The organism is Mucilaginibacter psychrotolerans, assembly GCF_004519315.1.
Taxonomy (GTDB): domain Bacteria; phylum Bacteroidota; class Bacteroidia; order Sphingobacteriales; family Sphingobacteriaceae; genus Mucilaginibacter; species Mucilaginibacter psychrotolerans.
The window spans coordinates 22,382-42,218 of sequence record NZ_SOZE01000026.1; the positions used below are offsets into that span (position 1 = coordinate 22,382).

The following is a 19,837-nucleotide window of genomic DNA, read 5'->3' on the forward strand; positions in this document are numbered from 1 at the left end:
TCTAACTTCTCCAACCTTTTTAACCCTTGTAACCTTTCTCAACAAAAGTATACAGGTTAAACCCTTCCACTTTCAAAGCTTCGGCAATATCTTGTTGGAGCTTTTTTTTGTCTACCCCGGCCATTCGGTTTTGCTGGATAAGGTTGTAGGCTTTTTGGGTCAGTAATAATTCGCGGCGGGCGTTTGTTATGTTGGTACCTGAGTTTATCAGGCCAGCTATGGCGTCTATTCCTTCATCCTTCGTAGCAACTGCGCGTATGATGGGTATAGCCTCGCCTTCCTTTTGATGGATGATTTTTTTGAGGTTGTTGATGAAGAGGTCGGCGCCGTCGCGATCTGCTTTGTTGATGATAAAGGCATCGGCAATCTCCATCAGGCCTGCTTTGATGTTCTGTATCTCGTCGCCCGCTTCGGGCACCAACACTACAAAGGTTGTATCGGCAAGGCCTGCAATCTCTACTTCAGATTGGCCTACCCCTACAGTTTCTACAATGATATGGTCGAAGCCGGCCGCCCGCAGCACATCCGTCATTTCGATAGTTTTTGCGGAGAGGCCCCCAAGCGAGCCGCGCGTAGCCAGCGAGCGGATAAAAACATCCGGGTGATTAAAATGAGGGGCCATGCGTATTCTATCGCCCAGCAGCGAACCGAAGTTGAAAGGCGATGAAGGGTCGATAGCCAAAACAGCTACTTTTTTGCCTTTACCCAGCAGTTTGCTAATGATGGCGTTCACCAGCGTACTTTTGCCTGCGCCCGGCGGGCCGGTAATGCCGGTAACCGGCACACTGGCGTAGTGCAGGGATTTCAGCAAGTCACCAGCACCCGGCAGGTTATTTTCAACCACGGTAAGCTGGCGCGCAACCTTGCGGAAATCGATACTGATTGGAGCGCTATGTTCAATTGCTTTTGCCATGTTAAGCCTTAGCTGTAAAGCAACAAAAATAGATTTAATTAAACAGCTTATATTTGCGCCGATGAAAGTTTCCGGGTTTACATTTATCCGCAATGCCGTAAAGAATGATTACCCCATTGTAGAGGGCATTACGTCGGCGTTGCCCCTGTGCGATGAATTCATCGTAGCCCTGGGCGATAGCGACGACGGCACCGGAGAACTGATAGCGGCCATCAATTCGGCCAAGATAAAAGTAATCGACACCGTTTGGGATACCAGCGAACGCAACGGCGGCAAAGTATTTGCCGACCAAACCGATATTGCCTACAAAGCCATAGCACCCGATGCCGACTGGGCCTTTTACATACAAGGCGACGAATGCGTGCACGAAAAATACCTTCCCACCATTAAAAAGGAAATGGAGGCCTGCCTCAATGATAAAAGCATAGAGGGACTACTTTTTAAATACCTGCACTTTTATGGTTCGTATGATTATTACGGCCAATCGCGCAGGTGGTACCGCCGCGAAATACGCATTCTGCGACACAACCCGGGCGTACAGTCTTACCGCGATGCGCAAGGCTTCCGGCTGGAGGGGCGCAAGCTGAACGTGAAACTGATAGATGCCTATATTTACCACTACGGCTGGGCAAAACCACCTAAGGGGCTCAATAATAAGGTGCGCAACTTTAACCGCTTTTACCACGACGACAACTGGCTGGAGCAGAACGTGCCCGAAACCTTCGAGTTTGATTATTCTAACGCCGACAGGTTGCTTAAGTTCGAAGGCACGCACCCTGCAGTAATGCAAAAACGCATTGCTGCCACGCGCTGGGATATCAATTTCGACAAAAAACAACTGCGCAAAGGCATGGATACCCGCCGCCGGGTACTGCAATGGATAGAAAATGTGTTTGGCTGGCGCATAGGCGAGTATCGAAACTATAAAATCGTAAAATAAATTGAAGTACCTGCTCATCAGCCGTACCGATGCCATTGGCGATGTAATACTCACCCTGCCCATGGCCGCCTACTTAAAGGAGTTGTACCCGCAGGCAAAAGTTTCTTTCCTTGGGCGTGCTTATACGGGGCCGGTTATCAGATGCAACACTTTTGTTGATGAGTTTATAGATTATACGGCGCTTTTGCAGCTGACCGATAAAGAACAACAAGCTTTTTTGCGCGATAAGCACATCGATGCTATTATCCATGTATTCCCAAACAAGCATGTGGCCGCATTGGCTAAACAAGCAGGAATAGGCATGCGGATTGGGACGACCAACCGGATCTTCCATTGGCATACCTGCAATAAGCTGGTAAGGCTTAGCCGCAAAAAATCTAACCTGCACGAGGCGCAATTGAACCTGTCGCTTTTAAGACCGCTCGGGTTCACTCAAGTTCCAACGCTGGCGCAAATTATCAGCCTTAACAATTTTACCCCAACTATCGCCTTACCCACCCGCTTGCAAAACTTGCTGGCAAAAGATAAATTAAACCTGATACTGCACCCCAAATCACACGGCAGCGCTATGGAATGGGGGCTGGATAAATTCAAAGCACTGGCCGAAGCATTGGATGCAGATCAATTCAACATCTTCATCACCGGTTCTGATAAAGAGCAAGCCCTGCTTGCGCCGTGGATTAAAACCCTGCCCGCAAACGTTAACGATGTAACCGGGCAGATGACTCTCGATGAACTGATTGCCTTTATAGCCGCAGCAGATGGCTTGATAGCCGCAAGCACCGGGCCTTTGCATATCGCTGCAGCCAGCGGCGTGCGCGCCATGGGCCTGTACCCGGGCGTTAGGCCCATGAAAGCCCAACGCTGGGGCCCTTTAGGCAAACAGGCCGAATACCTGGAAAGCGCAGGGGCGGGTTTGGAATATATTACAGTAGATGCGGTTGCCGCTAAAATCAGCCGGTGGATATGAGCAGGCCGAAAGTATTAGTGGCTTTTGACTCTATGCGGTACCCCAATACCGGGCTGTTCCATTTTGGGAAGAGCCTGGGGCGGGCGCTGTTGCGGAAGAATGCCGATAAGTTCGACCTGAACTTTTTCCTGCACCCCAAAACTACCGAGTTCGATGCTGATAATGTGCCCATAATACGCCTGCGCAAATACCACAAGCTGTTTTATTTCAATACCCATAAAATCGAGCTTTTCCACTTTACCGATCAGCTACCAAGATTGGCTCCGGCAAAAGTTGGCGGCAAAAAAATACTGACCATACACGATATTAACCCCGTGCACGAAGCGCCGGGCAGCAAAGCCGAAGCCTATTACTTAAAGAAGCTGAGCAGCCACATCCGCCATTGCGATAGGGTGGTAGCCATATCGCAATTTGCTGCCAACGATGTGCTGAAGTATTTCCCGAAGATTAAAGATAAACTAAGCGTGATATACAACGGGGCAGATAAACTACAGGTAACGCCTGGTCATAGCCCGGCGTACGTTCCCAATAAGCCGTTTTTGTTCGCCATCGGTATCGTATCAGCAAAAAAGAATTTTGCTGTGCTGCCCGCCTTGCTTGCCGGAAACGATAGGGAACTTGTAATAGCAGGCATTAAAACACCATACGAAGCGGAGATTATGGCCGAGGCAATAAAGCACGGCTGCGCAGATAGGGTAACCATTACCGGCCCGGTAAGCGAGGCCGATAAAGCCTGGTATTACAGCAATTGCGAAGCCTTTGTGTTCCCCTCGATAGCCGAAGGTTTTGGCCTGCCCGTGATAGAAGCCATGCATTTTGGCAAGCCGGTATTTTGCTCCAATTACACTTCCTTGCCCGAAGTTGCCGGCGATGCAGCCTATTATTTCGATAGCTTCCGGGCAGAAGCAATGCGAAAGGTTTTTAACAAAGGCATGCAGCACTTCCACCAAAACAACGGCGCCGAAAAAGCCATAGCCCATGCCGCCAAATACAATTGGGACTATACCGCGAAACAATATCTCGCCCTATATACCGAATGTTTGGCGGGTAGGTAACCTCCTGTCATCAGACCCGAGCCTGCCTGGTAATTATTATCTAAAGGCCCCACTATCTCAAGAAACCCGGTATCGAAGCGCATCGTCCGGCGAGCGGGTAACGGTAGTGGCACCAGGTGCCTGAACAAGAATTAGCCGGACAGCAAACAGAAATGCTTCAGCAAACAACCAATTCATCATGTTGAATAATGCATTTATGCACCAAAATATATGGCTAAAATGCCTTGGATTACCGGGGGGGAACGGTTTAATGCATGCTCGCGCCATGGCAAGTAAATTTCTAAATAATATAATTTCTTGCATTTCATACCGTGTTTTCACCCTAAATTTAGGGTGAAAACAGGTATTACTACGTATTTTTTTTTCGGAATCGGTGGCCTATCTTTATTGCGCCCCTAGACCTTATCGCAATAATAGATTGCTTAGCAGCAGCGTGCGGTAACAAAACAAAATGGTTATTCGTATTTTAATCGTCCTCATCCTTCTGTTATCCGTTTTAAATATCATTGGCCAACCGGCTAGCGACAAGGTTGCTTCGCAAATAGGAAAGCAACGCTTCACCAATAAAGATGCACCCGCCAGTTTGAGGCCTGTTATAGAAATCTTATCCGGCTTTACCCTTTTGTTGCTCAGCCAAAGTTATCTTAACCGAAGGCTAAAAAAAATAAAAGCAGCATCCGCAAGGTACCGAAACAGCAAACAATTCCTACTCCGCCAAGCCGTAACTGCTACGCCTGTTTTTCCTAATTCCTGGCAACAGGCATAATCACTCTATTGTTACTTTAATTTTTCATAAAACACATCTTTTTACTTGATAAATAAATGAACATTCATTTATATTTGTTGCGAACCATAATATATGCGCATAAGAGACAACAACAAAGAACAACTGGTTAAGGAAAAAGCCATTGCGCTCATCGTAACGGGCGGACTCGAGGGCTTCAGTATGAACAAGTTGGCCAAGGCCTGCGGCATCTCTGTGGCTACGCTTTATATTTATTATAAAGACCGCGACGATCTCATTATCAACATCGCATCAGAAAGCGGCAAGCTATTCAGCGATGCGCTTATCCGGGATTTCGACCCGGACGCTTCTTTTGAGGACGGCCTGCGTGTACAGTGGAAAAACCGTTACCGGTTTATGAAAGAACACCCCCTACTGAATATGTTTTTTGATCAATTGCGGAGTTCGAGCTACCAGGAGAAGTTTCTTGCCGGTTTCCTTACAGAATTCAAGCAGCTAATGGGCAAATTCATGCACAACGTAATAGCGCGGGGCGAGATAGAATTGGTTTCTTTTGAAACCTACTGGTCGGTAGCGTTTTCGCCCCTTTATGCCCTCATCCGATTCGATAATGAAGGTAAAAGTTTGGATGGCAAACCCTTTAAACTTACCGACGACGTGCTATGGGAAACTTTTAGACTGGTTGTGAAAGCCCTTAAAAAATAATTCGGCAGGCTGATACAACGTTTTGCGGCATCAATCGTCAACAGGGGTAAGCGGGAGGAAAAAAGAAAAGAGCATCGTTGTCCAATTGTGAGCGAGACGATAGTTAAAACATAAACTGAATACAATGGAAGATTTTTACCACATACTGCTCTTTAAAACCAATATCAGCAGCGAGGCGGATAAGGCTTCGGTATGCGCCATGCTGGGCAATACGCCCGGCCTGGAAAAATGGAGCGTAGATATTGAGGATGAAGACTGCGTGCTGCGGGTGATATCGCGCACCCTGCGGCACGCGCAAATCATAGAACTGATAACCCAACACGGCTATAATTGCTGTGAATTACTATAGCAACCATGCAAGCACAACAGCCCCCGGTGCCTTTTACAGGCTACCAAAAATTCGTGATATTTGTTTTAGCCATCACCCAGTTTACCGTGATACTGGATTTTATGGTGATGAGCCCACTCGGCGATATGCTGATGAAATCGTTAAGCCTACAGCCGCGGGCCTTCGGCATAGCGGTATCGGCATACGCGTTCAGCGCGGGCATATCAGGCTTACTCACCGCAGGCTTTGCCGATAGGTTCGACCGTAAGAAACTCCTGCTATTCTTTTATTGTGGTTTCATCGTAGGCACCGTATTTTGCGGCATGGCGCATTCCTATGTGGCCTTGGTAGCTGCGCGCATCATCACCGGGCTGTTCGGCGGGGTTATCGGCTCGGTTTCTATGGCCATTATTACCGATATCTTCAGTCTGCAGCAACGCGGCCGCGTAATGGGTTTTATACAGATGGGCTTTGGTGCCAGTCAGGTTTTAGGCATACCTATCGCCCTATACCTGGCCAACCTGTTTCGCTGGGAGGCACCCTTCTGGATGGTGGCGGCCATAGGCACGGCCGCAGTTACAGCCATTGCCATATACCTAAAACCGATAACGGCGCACCTGGCCATTCAGAAAGATAAATCGGCCCTGTTGCACTTGTGGCATACCGCCGCCAAGCGCGATTACCAGGTAGGCTTTGCGGCTACGGCCCTGCTATCTATCGGCGGCTTCATGATGATGCCCTTCGGTACCGCCTTTGCAGTGAATAACCTGAAGATACCCAATGCGGATTTGTTCAAACTGTTCATGGTATCTGGCCTTAGCACACTGGTAATTATGCCCGTTGTGGGTAAGTTGAGCGACAGGATAGACAAGTTTAAGATCTTCATGGCAGCATCGGTATGGACCATGATCATGTGTGTAGTGTACACCAACCTTGGTCCTACCCCGCTTTGGCTGGTAATGATACTGAACGTGCTGATGATGATGGGCGTAATGAGCCGCATGGTACCATCCAGCGCACTCACCAGCGCCATCCCCGATATGGCCGACCGCGGCGCGTTCATGAGCATCAATTCCTCATTGCAGCAAATTGCCGGCGGCATAGCAGCCGTGGTGGCCGGAATGATCGTAACCAAAAAAACAAATTACAGCCCGCTGGTGCACTACGACGTAGTGGGCTACGTCATCGTAGTGATATCGGTATTGAGCATCTTAGGCATGCTGCGCGTGGATAAACTGACCAAGAAAAAGATGGCAAGCAAAAATGTAGTGATGCCAGAGGCGGAAGCGGTGCTGAGCGAGGGGATGTAGTTAAGTAGGAAGTATATAAATCATCCGTCATGCCGAACTTGTTTCGGTACCCCATCATAAGAGTAACCACGATGCTTAACCGCTTTGCATCCCGCCTACCTGCCGTGTGGGGTTCTGAAACAAGTTCAGAATGACGGGAGAGTTTATTTTACGTCTCCGCAGGGACTCTTTGAAAAAGGACCCTGCGGCGGTGGTACATTCGACTTAGTTTGTCTTGGGGCTTTTTTCAGTAATTCACCCGGTACCAATTCGTATCCAATTTATTGTAGCCTTCGCTTTTACCAGCGGCAATCCGTTCTTCTATTTCTTTTATTTTATCGGGATCGTTGGTATACAGAAATGCAGAGTAATGGTCGAGGTATCCGGCGTTAATCAAAAACTCAACAGACACAGTTTTATCGTCTGATTTTTCTACACCAAGGTAATTATTACCGTTTGAGATTGGCGGAAAATACCGAGCCGATAAACGCCCTCCTTCAAGGCTTCCCTTTTTTACCTGCTCCACTATTTCGTTTCTCGTACCCCTTCTTAATTTCCAGTCGAGATATTCGATTAAATCTTCGCTAAGCAATGCTGCTATGCCCAAACCTATACCTACAAAGCAACCAACTCTGATGAATGGCGTATTTGATTCTTTGTGCCGAAGTTTGATGACAAGATAAACGGATAAGGCAAACCCCACCGCCATGTACGGAGGCAGGAATAACATCGCCCGGAAGCCGCTACAATAATAATAGATGAACGGCCCCTGTAGCAGCCCCATCAATAGAATAATACAAGTGATAATGGTTTTGGTTGTTTTCACGCCCTAAGTTACGTTTCTGCCTGCCAAGCATGTCGTAAATTTTAAACTCTTTGCGCGCTCTTTGTGCCAATCCGTTTGCAAATCTTTGCGCCCATTGTGTTTAAAAACCCTTATATTCACGTTTCATAACCTCTATCGCCGCACAATGAAAAAAATACTTATCCTCACCCTTACTATATCTGCCGCTATGGCCGCAAACGCACAGCAAAAATTCGATCCGCCAAAAACAAACGCTATACCCGTTACCGATACCCTGCACAACGTTATCCTTACCGATAACTACCGCTGGCTGGAAGATAAAAAAGATGCCCAGGTTATCGATTGGACCAAAAAACAGCACGATTACGGCGTAGACTACCTGGCGAAAACCCAAAAGGTGCACCCCGACTTAAAGGAGAAGATTGCTGCCTACCTCAATATGGATTACGAAGGCCCGCTGAACAACGTGGGCAAACGCGTTTTCCAAACCGTTAAGCTGAAGGGGGATAAGCAAGGCCGCACCTACACCATCCTCAACGGCAAAAAGATTTTGATATGGGATCCTGTAGTACTTGATAGCACCGGGAAAACATCAACCAGCGGCATCAATTATACTTACGATGGCGAACGTGCGGCCATCAGTGCGCAAAAAAGCGGTGCCGAGGTAAACACTGTTTACTTTATTGATACCCGCACCGGCAAGCAAATACACCCGCCGCTGAACAACGTATTCGGTTTCCAATGGACCAAAGACCAGCAGCACGCCTACATTACCCTGCGCAGCCAGGAAGACGTAGACAAGCAGGCGCCCCTTAAAACCTACCTGCTGAAAATTGGCGACCCGATAGATAAAGCCGTGTTTATAGGTACCACCAAAGATGCTAAGGACAACTACTTTATTTACGATAACCGCTACAGCGATGTTACCTTTAGCGGAGATGGCGACTTCTACTCCAACAGCCTCAAGATACGCCCTACCGGCAGCCTGAAAGATGGCCGCCTGATTTACAGCAGCAAGAAATTCTCTGCCTACCCAGAAGCCATTGGCGATAAGCTGTACATGCTCACCAACGATAACGCGCCCAACTACCGCCTGATGGTGGCCGATAAAGCAAAGCCCGACTACAAATACTGGAAAACCCTTATCCCCGAAGGCAAAACCGTGATAGAGAACTGCGTTTTCACCAAGAACAGCATCATTGTACAGGACAAGCACGACCTGGTGAGCCGCCTCACCATTTACGACCTTAACGGCAAAAAGCTGCGCGCCATGCCCCTGCCCGAGCAAGGCAGCATAGGCAGCGTAAGTTACGACCGCGACCTGGATTCGGTTTATATATCGCTGGTTACTTTTACTTCTACCCCAAAAACCTACGTCGCATCACCCGCCGACTACAAATGGCGTTTGTTTTACCAAAGGCACCTGCCGGTAGATATGAGCAACATTGTAGGCGAGATAAAATTTTACACGGGTAAAGATGGCAGCCGCGTGTCGGCATTCGTAATACACCGCAAGGACATTAAGCTCGATGGCAACAACCCGGTTTTACTCACCGCTTATGGCGGTTTTCAGTCGGGTATAAAACCGCGATACTATGGCTTTTATGCACCTTTCGTAAACGCGGGCGGTATCGTTGTAGAGCCGGGCATCCGCGGTGGCGACGAGTTTGGCGAGCAATGGCACCTGGACGGCATGCTGGCCAAAAAACAAAACAGCTTCGACGATTTTTACGCTTGCGCCGAGTGGCTCGTGCGCGAGAAATACACCAACACCACCAAAATTGTGGCCCTTGGTGGCAGCAACGGTGGCCTGCTGATGGGCGCAGCCGCAACCCAACGGCCCGACCTGTTCAAAGCCATCGTTTGCGAAGTGCCCCTGCTGGATATGCTGCGCTACCATAAATTCCTGATAGCCCGTTACTGGATACCCGAATACGGCGCAGCCGAGAATGCGGAGCAGTTTCAATGGTTGCTGCGTTACTCGCCTTACCATAACATCCGCGCGGGCGTAAACGTACCACCTATGCTGGTAACCGCCGGCGCCAACGATACACGGGTTGACCCTATGAACGCCAAAAAATTCGTAGCTGCCCTGCAAAACAACCCCGGCCAGGTAAGTCCCATCATCCTCCACATGGATTTCGATAGCGGCCACGGCAGCGGCCAAAGCACCCAGCAATCCATAGATAACTGGACGTTTATTTTTGAGTATGTGATGAACCAGTTGGGGATGTAAGAAACGCACGTCCTGCCGAATTTATTTCGGTATCCCATCAGAAAAGTGGCCGGCTTGCAATGTGAGTTAGCACAGTGGCTACTCTTCTGATGGGGTCTTGAAACAAGTTCAAGATGACGAATTTTGATTTGCAAACTGCCACTCCAAACTGCCACTTTTCTCCCCTACTTATACCCCGCCGCCTGCAAATTAAACAACTCTGCATACCTGCCGCCTTTGGCCAATAGCACTTCGTGGCTGCCTGTTTCGGCAATTTCTCCGTTTTGGAGTACGAGGATACGGTCGGCCATGCGGACGGTGGAGAAGCGGTGCGATATCAATACCGCCATGCGGCCCTTGGTGAGTTCGGCAAAGCGTTGGAACACTTCGTATTCGGCGCGGGCATCCAGTGCGGAGGTAGGCTCGTCCAGTATCAGCAGTTGCGCATCGCGCATGTAGGCGCGGGCAATGGCTACTTTTTGCCATTCGCCGCCGGAGAGTTCGGCACCATCAAAAAAGCGTTTGCCCAGCATTTGCCCGTAGCCGCCGGGCAGCCTTTGCGCCAATTCATCGGCGAGGCTTTGTTTAGCTGCTGCCTGTATCAGTTCGATATTATCCTTTTCGGCAATGTTGCCTGCGGCGATGTTTTGCGAAAAGGTCATCTGGTAACGCAGGTAATCCTGGAAGATGATGCCCGTGTTGAGCCGTAACTCGGTGAGGTCATATTCCTTCAGGTCGTGCCCGTCCAGCAATATGCGGCCTTCGGTTGGGTCGTACAAGCGCGAGAGCAGTTTCACCAGGGTGGTTTTGCCTGCTCCGTTTTCGCCTACCAAAGCCAGCTTTTCGCCGGGGAAGAGCGTAAAGTTTAAATGGCGGTTTGCCCAGCGGTCGGAGTGGATGTATTTGAACCCCACATCCTCAAATACAAAGCCCTGCATCACCGGATTGGGGAAGGGCAAAGGCTTTGCGGGCGGATGGATGCGCGGCTTGATCTCGAAGAACTCGAAAAAATCGCGCAGGTAAACCGCGCCTTGCGATACCGCCGTAAAACGGGTGAGGATAGCCTCCAGCAAGGTGCGCAACTGCCGGAACGAGCCCGCCAAAAACGTCAGTTCGCCAATGGTGATATTGCCGGCAATGGTACGGGCGATGATAAAAACGTAAGCGCCGTAATAGCCTGCACTACCCAGCAAGGCAAAAAAAGTACCCCAACCGGCCCGTTTGATCACGATGCGCCGGTTATCCCGGTAAAACATATCCGACAGCGTTTTGAACCGGGCGATGATGAATGCCGATAAATCGAACATCTTGATCTCCTTGGCGGTTTCATCGCTTGCGCCGAGGTAACGCAGGTAATCCAGTTCGCGCCGTTCGGGTGTTTGGCTGCGGCTAAGCGCGTAAGTCTGGTCGTTAAAGTACGATTCGCCCAAAAACGCGGGTAGGATAGTTACCAGCAGCAACAGGATAAGCCAGGGGTTAAAGGCCATTAAGCCTGCCGCCAAAAAGCCCATCGTAATGAGGTCCTGCAATTGGCTCAGCACCTGCGACAGCAATACGGTACGGCCTACGGTTTGCTGCCGGGCGCGTTCCAACTTGTCATAAAAAACGGCATCTTCAAATTGGTCAAGGTCCAGAGTTGCTGCGTGGTTCATGATCTTTACGGAGGTGTGGTTAGCGAACAGGTCGCCCAGCAGGCTATCCATCAGCGTAATGCCCCGGCTCAGCATGTCAGACAGTATCACCAGCCCAAACTCAAGCCCCAGCAATTCCCATACGCGGGTATGCGGCAGGGTATTGTGCGCATTGTTCAGCAGCATAACCTGGTCTATAATTAGCTTGCCTACGTACAAAATCAACAGCGGCAATGCCGATTTGATGAAACGCAGCAATATGTTGGCCAGCATCATGGCCGGGCCGGTTTCATAAACCAGCTTAAAAAAAGCAGGCAAATTGTTTAAGGCGGCTAATCGCTCCTTAAGGGTTAATGTGGGTATTTTCTTTACGGGTGGGCGCTCTTTCAAATATCGATGGATTTACTCGCTTAAATTGACGATAATGATGCCATAAAATTTACTCATCCCGCCATTTTAACATTCCGAAGACACTACATCTATTCACAAAGCTGGAATTTCCTGGAAATCCACAGCGGACAAACACAACTACTCACTATTGTCCACTCACTATTCACCATCACCTACCTCCCCATCATTGCCCGCACCTCATTTTCCGTCCCGGTAAAAGGCCCGGCGATTTCTATCTTCAATCCTGCCATGGCCGAGGCGAATTTGCCTGCATCTTCTACGCTGTCGCCTTTTACGCGGCGGTAAAGGTAACCGGCCATATAGGTATCGCCGCAGCCGGTGGCATCTACCACCTCGGTGGGTTTATAGGCAGGAATCTCGTAAAACTCTCTGTCGTATAAAATCACAGAGCCCATACTGCCCAGGGTTACCACCACTTCTTTTACGCCCCACTCGGCCAGCACTTTGGCACCCTCGCGAATATCGGCTATGCCGGTTAGTACTTCCAGTTCGTGCTCGTTTACCTTCAATACGTCGATGTATTGCAGGGCCTCTTTCTTGTCGGCCCAGTCTATGGCGTGCACGCCTTTATCAACCACTTCGCGCAGGTAGCCTTGCGCATCGCAGGAAACATTGCCCCGGCTAAACAGGTTCTTGATGAGGTCGGTAGGGATATCATCGGCCAGCAGCGGGCCGAGGTGGAAGATAATGGCTTCGGTATCGGCCAGGTCGGCAACGGTAAAAGCATCGGCTTTTTGCAGCACGCGCTGGGTGCGGTTGTCCTGGTTCTCGCCGTAAATATTTTCGAAATATACCGTGTGCTTGCTGGGCAGGGCTTTCACTGCGATACCTAAATCGCGCAGGGCGGTAACGCTTTTCATCTCGGTTTCGGCAAGGGCGGTAACCAGGCTGTACTTCACATCCATATTGCGCATGGCGTGCGAAAAGTAAAAAGCCGTGCCACCGGCCATGTGCATTACGGCGCGCGGGGTTATAACTTTATCGAGGGTGATGTGGCCTATGCAGCAAATATCAAGCATAAAAATATTCAAAAATTGAGGCTTGCAATTTAGGCAATTAGGCGTGGTTATAATATTTAAGTTTTGTCAGCTTTAAAATGTATCTTGAAGCGGCCTAAAAATCTGCTTTTGAAACACCCGTTACCCTTTTTAATCACCTGTTCAGTATTGCTTTATGTAGCGTTTAGCATGCCGTACAGGCTAAAAGCTGCAGCAAGCACTTATGCAGACAGCCTTGCCCGTACAAAAATACCGGCCACGGCCTCCTGCCCGGGTATTGACTGGGCCACCTGGGGCAATATCAACAGCAGTTTTGCTGATGGTAAAATTAACAGCACAAGCGGCCAGGTAACCGTAACGATAGCGGCTGGTTCTAATATAGGCGCAACTGATCAGATATACGATTACCCAAAATTCGCCGCATCACCTGTTCAGGCACCGAACAGCAGAGTTCCAAAAACCAATTGGGGAACCGGCAGTAATGCACGCACCGATGTGTGTTTTTCAAATAAAGTAAATAACCCGGTAATGCTTATCGCCTCTCTGGGCAGCAATGTCAACAACAACCATGTTTCCTTACAGTTCTCCGCACCCTATATTGTTTTGTACGATGGTGGCGGCATGACTTATGATAACAACCTGGGGCTTACCGGTTTTGAAGGCTATGCTATTATTGTTTTCCCGGGCGAACACGATTGCATTGCTATTACATCAAACAATGAGGAAGTTTATTCTAATATTACCTGGGGCTTAAGTCCGGTTACATCACCCGTTACGCTAAATCTCCTTAGCTCTCCCTGTGGTAGCGCTACTTTACAGGCCGTTGGTGGCAATGGCGTAACCTACCAATGGTACGGTGGCGGTGCAACACCAAACGCCGCCACAAACACGGCGTACCAAAGCGGCTATTATGCCGTTGCGGTAACCGATGCCAATGGCTGTACTAATTATGCCGGGCGTGCAATAGCTTTGGCGCAGGCAGGCCCGCAGGCAACCATCAGCGGTAACCCCATAGGCTGTGCCGGTGTTATCCTAAATGCCAGCGCCGGGCAAAGTTTTAAATGGAGCGGCGGACTCAGCCCCACCAGCCAGGAAAATACATTTACGGTAAGCGGTAAGTATTCGGTAGTGATAACACAGGCAGATGGCTGTGTATCCTACGCCGAGCAAGAGGTAATTGTAGGGCCACCCAACTCGCTGATCACCGGCAATAGCACCGGTTGCGGTAGCTTAACGCTCATGGCAAGCGGCGGGCAAACCTACCTTTGGGATGGCGGCAATAACCCAAATTCGGCAAGTAACACCTTTACGCGAAGCGGCACTTATAGCGTATTGATAACCGATGCAGCCGGTTGTACCGCCAAGCTCTCAAAAACCATTACCATACAGGCGCCCGTGGTTGCGATAACCGGGGAAACAACAGGCTGCGACAACGTTACCTTAACTGCCAGCGGGGCAACCTACTATTTATGGGGCGGCGGCTTAACGCCAACCAATGCCACCAATACTTTTACCAAAAGCGGTACCTATACCCTGTTTGCCACCGATGCCAATGGCTGCGGCACCCAAATCACTAAAACCGTTACTGTTGCGAATTCGGGTGTGGAAATAACAGGTAATACACTCAGTTGCGAAAGAGTTACTTTAACCGCAAGCGGCGGCACCTCTTATTCATGGAACGGGGGCGAATCGCCACACAGTGCTGTAAATACTTTTATAGTTGGCGGCTTGTACACCGTTACCATTACCACTGCAAACGGCTGCGAAACCAAACTCACAAAAACGGTTACCATTAGCCCGCCCTACCCCACTTTAATAACCATCAGCGATTGTGGCTCTACTAAAATAACCGCTGGCGGATGGGAAAAATATGTTTGGGACGGCGGCGAAACCCCCATCGGCCCAACCAATACCTTTAGAGACAATGGCATATACCACCTCACCCTCACAGATGCTACAGGCTGCACCACTACCGTCCCCGTTTTAGTTAATGTAGAACCGCCGCTAAACCCTAAAGTGACTATCACAAGCGATACCCAAGTAGCAGTATGCGCAGGTACGCTCATCCGCTTTACGGCAACGGGTATAGATGAGGGCAGAGTGCCGCTTTATGAATGGTTTAGGAACGACACCAAGGTTGGCGAAGGCAAAACTTACAGCGCAACCAACCTAAGCAATGGCGACCGCATTACCTGCCACCTTACGGCCACACGGCAGTGCACCGTACCACCTTTGGGTACCAGCGATCCAATCTTTGTGCAAATTACGCCTACCCCAACCATTGCCTTTAATACGGAGTTTGCTGCGCTTGACGGCAAGGCTGTGCAGCTGGAGCCGGTGGTGACGGGGAACATTGTCAGTTACCTTTGGTCGCCAGCAACGGGACTAAGCGATGCGACGATTAAAAACCCCTTAGCCAATCCCGATGTGGCTACCCTTTACCGGTTAACGGTTGTGGGCACAAGCGGTTGCGAGACATCTGCAGAAGTAACCGTGAATATTGCCCAAAGCATGAATATACCTAACACCTTTACGCCCAATGCTGATGGGGTTAACGATGTTTGGTCGCTCACGTTTATGCCCGCTTTCCCCCGGGCGCAGGTAACCGTATATAGCCGCTACGGGCAACAGGTTTTCCATTCGGTTGGTTACAAAAAACCGTTTGACGGAACATCCGGAGGTAAGCAGCTACCGGCAGGCGTGTATTATTACATCATCGACCTGAAAACCGAAGGCCGAAAGCCACAAACAGGTTACATTACGGTATTGCGCTAATAGTTCTTTAATCATTAATTTAGCCCGTCAACCACATCCGCCGCTAATGAATACCACCATAAAACAGTTCTTGTTAGTTTTTGCTATCGCGATATGCACATTCACGGCAGCTAAAGCGCACCCCCCCGCCGAAGATCCAAACATGGGCATCATCCCCGCCCCCGCATCATTAAAGAAGACCGCAGGGATGTTCCGCTTTAACGGGCTTACCCAGATAAAAGCCGATAAACCTAACGACAAAACCGTTTTGTTCCTGAAAGATTTCCTTAAAAACAACCGGCATTTTAATAATAAAATCTCCAAGTACAACCATAAAACCAAAGCGGCTACCGGGCTGATATTAACCTCTTTTGGTGCCGATAAACTACCTGCCGAAGGTTACAAACTCACCATCACCCCAAAAAAGATAACCATTATTGGCAAGGGTGCAGGCTTGTTTTACGGCGTGCAAACGCTGATACAATTGCTGCCGGTAGCGGTATCAAATACCGAGTTGCTGCCCTGCGTAACCATAGAAGATGCGCCGAGGTTCGGTTATCGCGGCATGATGCTGGATGTGTCGCGGCATTTCTTTACCGTTCCGCAGGTAAAACAGGTGATAGAGATGCTAGCGGCCTATAAGCTCAACACTTTCCACTGGCATCTGGTTGATGGGCAGGGCTGGCGCATCCAAATCAAAAAATACCCCAAACTTACCGAAGTGGGCGCATACCGCTTGCAAACGATGTACGGCAACAACCGCGACTGGCCCGACAGCCTCAGCTATGGCGGTTTTTACACGCAGGATGATATCCGCGACGTGGTAAAATTTGCTGCCGACCGATACATCAACGTTATCCCAGAAATTGAGATGCCCGCCCACTCAGATGCCGCCCTGCGCGCCTATCCCGAACTGCGCTGCGAAGCCGCCGACGCGAAAAACCCGGCCCGCAGCATCAACGGCATCTACTGCCCTACCGAAGCAACTTTTACTTTCTTACAAGATGTCCTTACCGAAGTGATGGCACTCTTTCCCTCCAAGTATATCCACGTGGGCGGCGACGAAGCCAACAAGCAGCCCTGGAAAGAATCGGCATTTGTGCAGGCTTTGATGAAAGAAAAAGGGCTGAAAGATGAGAAGGAGGTGCAAAGCTATTTCATACAGCGGATGGAGAAATTCATCAACAGCAAGGGCCGCATCATGATCGGCTGGGACGAAATACTGGAGGGCGGCCTGGCACCCAATGCTGTGGTGATGAGTTGGCAGGGCGAGGAAGGCGGCATAGCAGCAGCGCGCCAGCACCATAACGTGATTATGACACCGCAAACCACGGGTAACTACTTCGACCATTACCAAAGCGGCTCGCCGCAGGAACCGGCATCATTCGGCAGGTACGCGGTATTGAAAGAAACTTACGATTACGACCCTGTATCCAAACAACTCACACCCGAAGAGCAGAAATATGTAATGGGCACCCAGGGCAACCTGTGGACGGAGTACGTACCCACCATGGCCAAGCTGCAGTACCAGATATTCCCGCGCTTGTTTGCCCTGGCAGAAGTAGCCTGGACCAAACCCGAGAATAAAAACTACGACAACTTTGCCAATGTGCGCCTGGCCAAACATTTCGGCAGGTTGGAGGCGATGGGCTATAATTACCGCGTGCCAACACCTTTCGCGGTTATTGATACCATCCTGTTCGGCAATAAATTTACGTACACGCCAACATCTGTAGTACCCGGCGCACGTATCTACTATACCCTTAACGGCCGCGACCCGCTGGATACGGATTGGGAATACACCACGCCTGTAACCATTACCATCCCCGCCGGCGAAAAGCGGGAATTTAAGGCCCGGGTTATCACTCCAACGGGCAGGCGCAGTATTGCCACCCGCGTGCTGATGGTCAACCGCCCACTTATCCCTGCGACAGCTTATACAAATGGCAAACCAGGCTTAAAATACAAAATGGTAAAAGGCCGCTTCACCTCCCCCGACCAACTGGATTATGTGACTTTGACGGATTCTGCAACCACAGATAAGCTGAATGCCGAGGCCTTGAAGAAGGACAATCCTTACTTTGGTGTAGTATATGAGGGCTATGTAGATATCCCGGAAGATGGGGCATACAACTTCTCGCAGGCATCTTACACCGATACCGAGCTTTTCATCGACGGTGAAAAAATCACCGAAACCGAATACATGTTGCCATTAGCCAAAGGCCTGCACAAAATTAAAGTGAAATATATTTACCAGGCACCCATACAAGCGCCGGGTAGTCGCGCCAGGCAAACGCCGCTGCACATCTACATCATAGAGCCGGGCGATTCAAAAAAAGGAGAATTTGAAGCAGGGAATTTGTTTTATTAAGAGATTTGATAATATTCAAATAAGTGATACGTCGCCGATTAATATTTTTAAGCCTATTAAGCAGCTTGCTATTAAATGCTTGTGGCGGAACAAACGCATTGGATATCCGGTTTGGCAAGGGCGTTAATAAGAGTGATGTAAAAATTAAAATGGAAGTATTGGGCGATGCAGAAATACCGCTAACGCAAATTTACACTGGTGAAAAAGAATTTAAAATTCCAAACGGATATGGGGAAAACGAATGGTACTTTACATACAAAGACTCGTTGAAAGGTTATTTCCGCCATTTCAAAACAAATGCTAATAACACGCATACTTATCGCTTTTCAATTCGCAAAGCAAACAACCATTATTATGTTGATGCGGACATAATAGGGGTTAACGATTTAAAAAAATCTGTACAATTGAAATAATTCAGGCCATTTAGAGCACCTCAATTTTTACACTGAAGCGTGATACACATTGGGGTAAAATAGGTTTCACTATTTTGCCCCGATGCGGTATATGCGGCCTACGGTTTGGTCGGTAAGTGCGTATAAAGCACCATCTGGTCCCTGTATAACTTTACGGAAACGTTGGCCTTCCGCAGCCAGAAGTCTTTCTTCGCCAAACACCTGGTTGCCATAAAGCACCAATCGTACGATGTGTTTGCCCTTTAGTGCCGCCACAAATAAGTTGTTTTTCCATTCGGGTACCTGCGTGCCGGTATAAAAAGCAATACCACTTGGGGCAATGGCCGGGTCCCAATAGTAAACGGGCTGTTTCATGCCCTCTTGTTTGGTGCCGTTGCCAACGGTTTTGCCTACTAGCGGCCCGCTGTTTTCATAGCCGTAAGCAATTACAGGCCAGCCGTAGTTATAGCCCGGGCGGATAAGGTTTATTTCGTCGCCCGCCATAGGGCCGTGTTCGCTCTCCCATAAGTCGCCTGTTACGGGGTTAAAGGCCAGGCCTTGCGGGTCGCGGTGCCCCAGGCTCCATATTTCGGGTAATGCCCCGGGCGTAGCAGCAAAGGGACCGCCGGGCGCAGCTGTACCGTCTTTTTTGATGCGTACTATTTTACCCAATGGCGATGAAAGGTACTGCGCCTGTATCCTTATCACGTCATCATAGCGTTCGCCAAAGCAAGCAAACAGATAGCCGTTTTTGCAGAACAGTAATTGCGAACCCGGATGCTGGTAACCGGTATAAGAAGGATTGGCACGGTAGATAATGGTGACGTCTTCGAATTTTGTTTCGTTGGCAGAGAGCTTTACGCGGGCTATACTGGTTACAAAGCTAGTTGGCGTAATGGGCTCAACAAATGACCAGAACACCAGCCGTGTGCTGGCAAAATCAGGATCGAGCACGATGTCCTGCAAACCGCTATTGCTACGATATTTTACGGGAGGTACCCCATCTATTGCGGCACTAACCACGCCCGCCGTGGTAACGATGCGTATGGTTCCGGGTTTTTCGGTTACCAGCATCCGGCAAAAACGCCATCGACCATGGGAACTTGAGTGAAGAGGTAATGATCTTTATATCCAGAGGTGTAGTAGTATGTACAGCACCCACCCGCGTTTGCAATGGCAAAAACGGCACCTGGTCGGCAGCCACCTTTGGCAATATTTCTACGGATGGTTGGTAGATGCCAAAGGCGGGGCATCAACTTGCACGCGCTCGAATTTTTTAGAGCACGAAGCAAAAGATAGAAAAAGAGTAATTAAT

Annotated in this window: 16 protein-coding genes; 11 read left to right on the forward strand and 5 right to left on the reverse strand. The window is 49.4% G+C overall.

Features of this window, described 5'->3' with window-relative positions; genetic code table 11:
* Nucleotides 1-19 precede the first annotated feature (19 nt).
* Nucleotides 20-913 (reverse strand): methylmalonyl Co-A mutase-associated GTPase MeaB, encoded by an 894-nt coding sequence (gene meaB, locus E2R66_RS20760; protein ID WP_133234339.1) that lies wholly within the window; start codon nucleotides 911-913, stop codon nucleotides 20-22.
* A 61-nt stretch (nucleotides 914-974) separates the two neighbouring features.
* Here meaB and E2R66_RS20765 point away from each other — a divergent pair, with 61 nt between their 5' ends.
* From E2R66_RS20765 to E2R66_RS20790, 6 genes are all read left to right on the forward strand, one after another.
* Nucleotides 975-1,853: a glycosyltransferase family 2 protein gene (locus E2R66_RS20765; protein ID WP_133234341.1), complete on the forward strand. Its 879-nt coding sequence runs from the start codon at nucleotides 975-977 to the stop codon at nucleotides 1,851-1,853.
* Nucleotide 1,854: 1 nt separating this feature from the next.
* On the forward strand, nucleotides 1,855-2,823 hold the full coding sequence (locus E2R66_RS20770) for a glycosyltransferase family 9 protein (protein WP_133234343.1): 969 nt from the start codon (nucleotides 1,855-1,857) through the stop codon (nucleotides 2,821-2,823).
* The gene (locus E2R66_RS20775) at nucleotides 2,820-3,878 is read left to right on the forward strand and encodes a glycosyltransferase family 4 protein (protein ID WP_133234345.1); all 1,059 of its coding nucleotides are present in this window, start codon (nucleotides 2,820-2,822) and stop codon (nucleotides 3,876-3,878) included. The genes E2R66_RS20770 and E2R66_RS20775 overlap by 4 nt, the downstream gene beginning before the upstream one ends.
* Before the next feature lie 859 nt (nucleotides 3,879-4,737).
* Nucleotides 4,738-5,328: a TetR/AcrR family transcriptional regulator gene (locus E2R66_RS20780; RefSeq protein WP_133234347.1), complete on the forward strand. Its 591-nt coding sequence runs from the start codon at nucleotides 4,738-4,740 to the stop codon at nucleotides 5,326-5,328.
* Nucleotides 5,329-5,452: 124 nt separating this feature from the next.
* Nucleotides 5,453-5,677, forward strand: a complete 225-nt coding sequence (locus tag E2R66_RS20785; RefSeq protein ID WP_133234349.1) for a hypothetical protein — start codon at nucleotides 5,453-5,455, stop codon at nucleotides 5,675-5,677.
* A gap of 5 nt (nucleotides 5,678-5,682) precedes the next feature.
* Nucleotides 5,683-6,966, forward strand: coding sequence for an MFS transporter (locus E2R66_RS20790; RefSeq protein ID WP_133234351.1), 1,284 nt, complete (start codon nucleotides 5,683-5,685; stop codon nucleotides 6,964-6,966).
* A 226-nt stretch (nucleotides 6,967-7,192) separates the two neighbouring features.
* On the opposite strand, the gene E2R66_RS20795 is transcribed toward E2R66_RS20790, so the two are convergent.
* On the reverse strand, nucleotides 7,193-7,771 hold the full coding sequence (locus tag E2R66_RS20795; protein WP_133234353.1) for a hypothetical protein: 579 nt from the start codon (nucleotides 7,769-7,771) through the stop codon (nucleotides 7,193-7,195).
* Nucleotides 7,772-7,916: 145 nt separating this feature from the next.
* On the opposite strand from E2R66_RS20795, the gene E2R66_RS20800 reads away from it, so the two are divergent.
* Nucleotides 7,917-9,986 carry a prolyl oligopeptidase family serine peptidase gene (locus tag E2R66_RS20800; protein WP_133234355.1) on the forward strand — a complete coding sequence of 690 codons (2,070 nt, stop codon included), beginning with the start codon at nucleotides 7,917-7,919 and terminating at the stop codon, nucleotides 9,984-9,986.
* A 164-nt stretch (nucleotides 9,987-10,150) separates the two neighbouring features.
* Here the strand turns inward: E2R66_RS20800 and E2R66_RS20805 are convergent, their stop codons facing one another.
* Nucleotides 10,151-11,986: an ABC transporter ATP-binding protein gene (locus tag E2R66_RS20805; RefSeq protein WP_240049362.1), complete on the reverse strand. Its 1,836-nt coding sequence runs from the start codon at nucleotides 11,984-11,986 to the stop codon at nucleotides 10,151-10,153.
* A 173-nt stretch (nucleotides 11,987-12,159) separates the two neighbouring features.
* Nucleotides 12,160-13,026, reverse strand: coding sequence for a PfkB family carbohydrate kinase (locus E2R66_RS20810; protein ID WP_133234357.1), 867 nt, complete (start codon nucleotides 13,024-13,026; stop codon nucleotides 12,160-12,162).
* Nucleotides 13,027-13,134: 108 nt separating this feature from the next.
* Here E2R66_RS20810 and E2R66_RS20815 point away from each other — a divergent pair, with 108 nt between their 5' ends.
* Genes E2R66_RS20815 through E2R66_RS20825 form a run of 3 tightly spaced genes read left to right on the forward strand, consistent with a single transcriptional unit; the run spans nucleotide 13,135 to nucleotide 18,543 of the window.
* Entirely contained in the window at nucleotides 13,135-15,780 is a 2,646-nt protein-coding gene (locus tag E2R66_RS20815) for a T9SS type B sorting domain-containing protein (protein WP_133234359.1), read from the forward strand.
* A 46-nt stretch (nucleotides 15,781-15,826) separates the two neighbouring features.
* Entirely contained in the window at nucleotides 15,827-18,130 is a 2,304-nt protein-coding gene (locus E2R66_RS20820) for a family 20 glycosylhydrolase (RefSeq protein WP_133234361.1), read from the forward strand.
* A 23-nt stretch (nucleotides 18,131-18,153) separates the two neighbouring features.
* On the forward strand, nucleotides 18,154-18,543 hold the full coding sequence (locus tag E2R66_RS20825) for a hypothetical protein (RefSeq protein WP_133234363.1): 390 nt from the start codon (nucleotides 18,154-18,156) through the stop codon (nucleotides 18,541-18,543).
* A gap of 69 nt (nucleotides 18,544-18,612) precedes the next feature.
* On the opposite strand, the gene E2R66_RS20830 is transcribed toward E2R66_RS20825, so the two are convergent.
* Nucleotides 18,613-19,596, reverse strand: coding sequence for a PQQ-dependent sugar dehydrogenase (locus tag E2R66_RS20830; RefSeq protein ID WP_204985968.1), 984 nt, complete (start codon nucleotides 19,594-19,596; stop codon nucleotides 18,613-18,615).
* A gap of 29 nt (nucleotides 19,597-19,625) precedes the next feature.
* Between E2R66_RS20830 and E2R66_RS29160 the strand changes: the two genes are divergently transcribed.
* Nucleotides 19,626-19,757: a hypothetical protein gene (locus tag E2R66_RS29160; RefSeq protein WP_262710315.1), complete on the forward strand. Its 132-nt coding sequence runs from the start codon at nucleotides 19,626-19,628 to the stop codon at nucleotides 19,755-19,757.
* Nucleotides 19,758-19,837 lie beyond the last annotated feature (80 nt).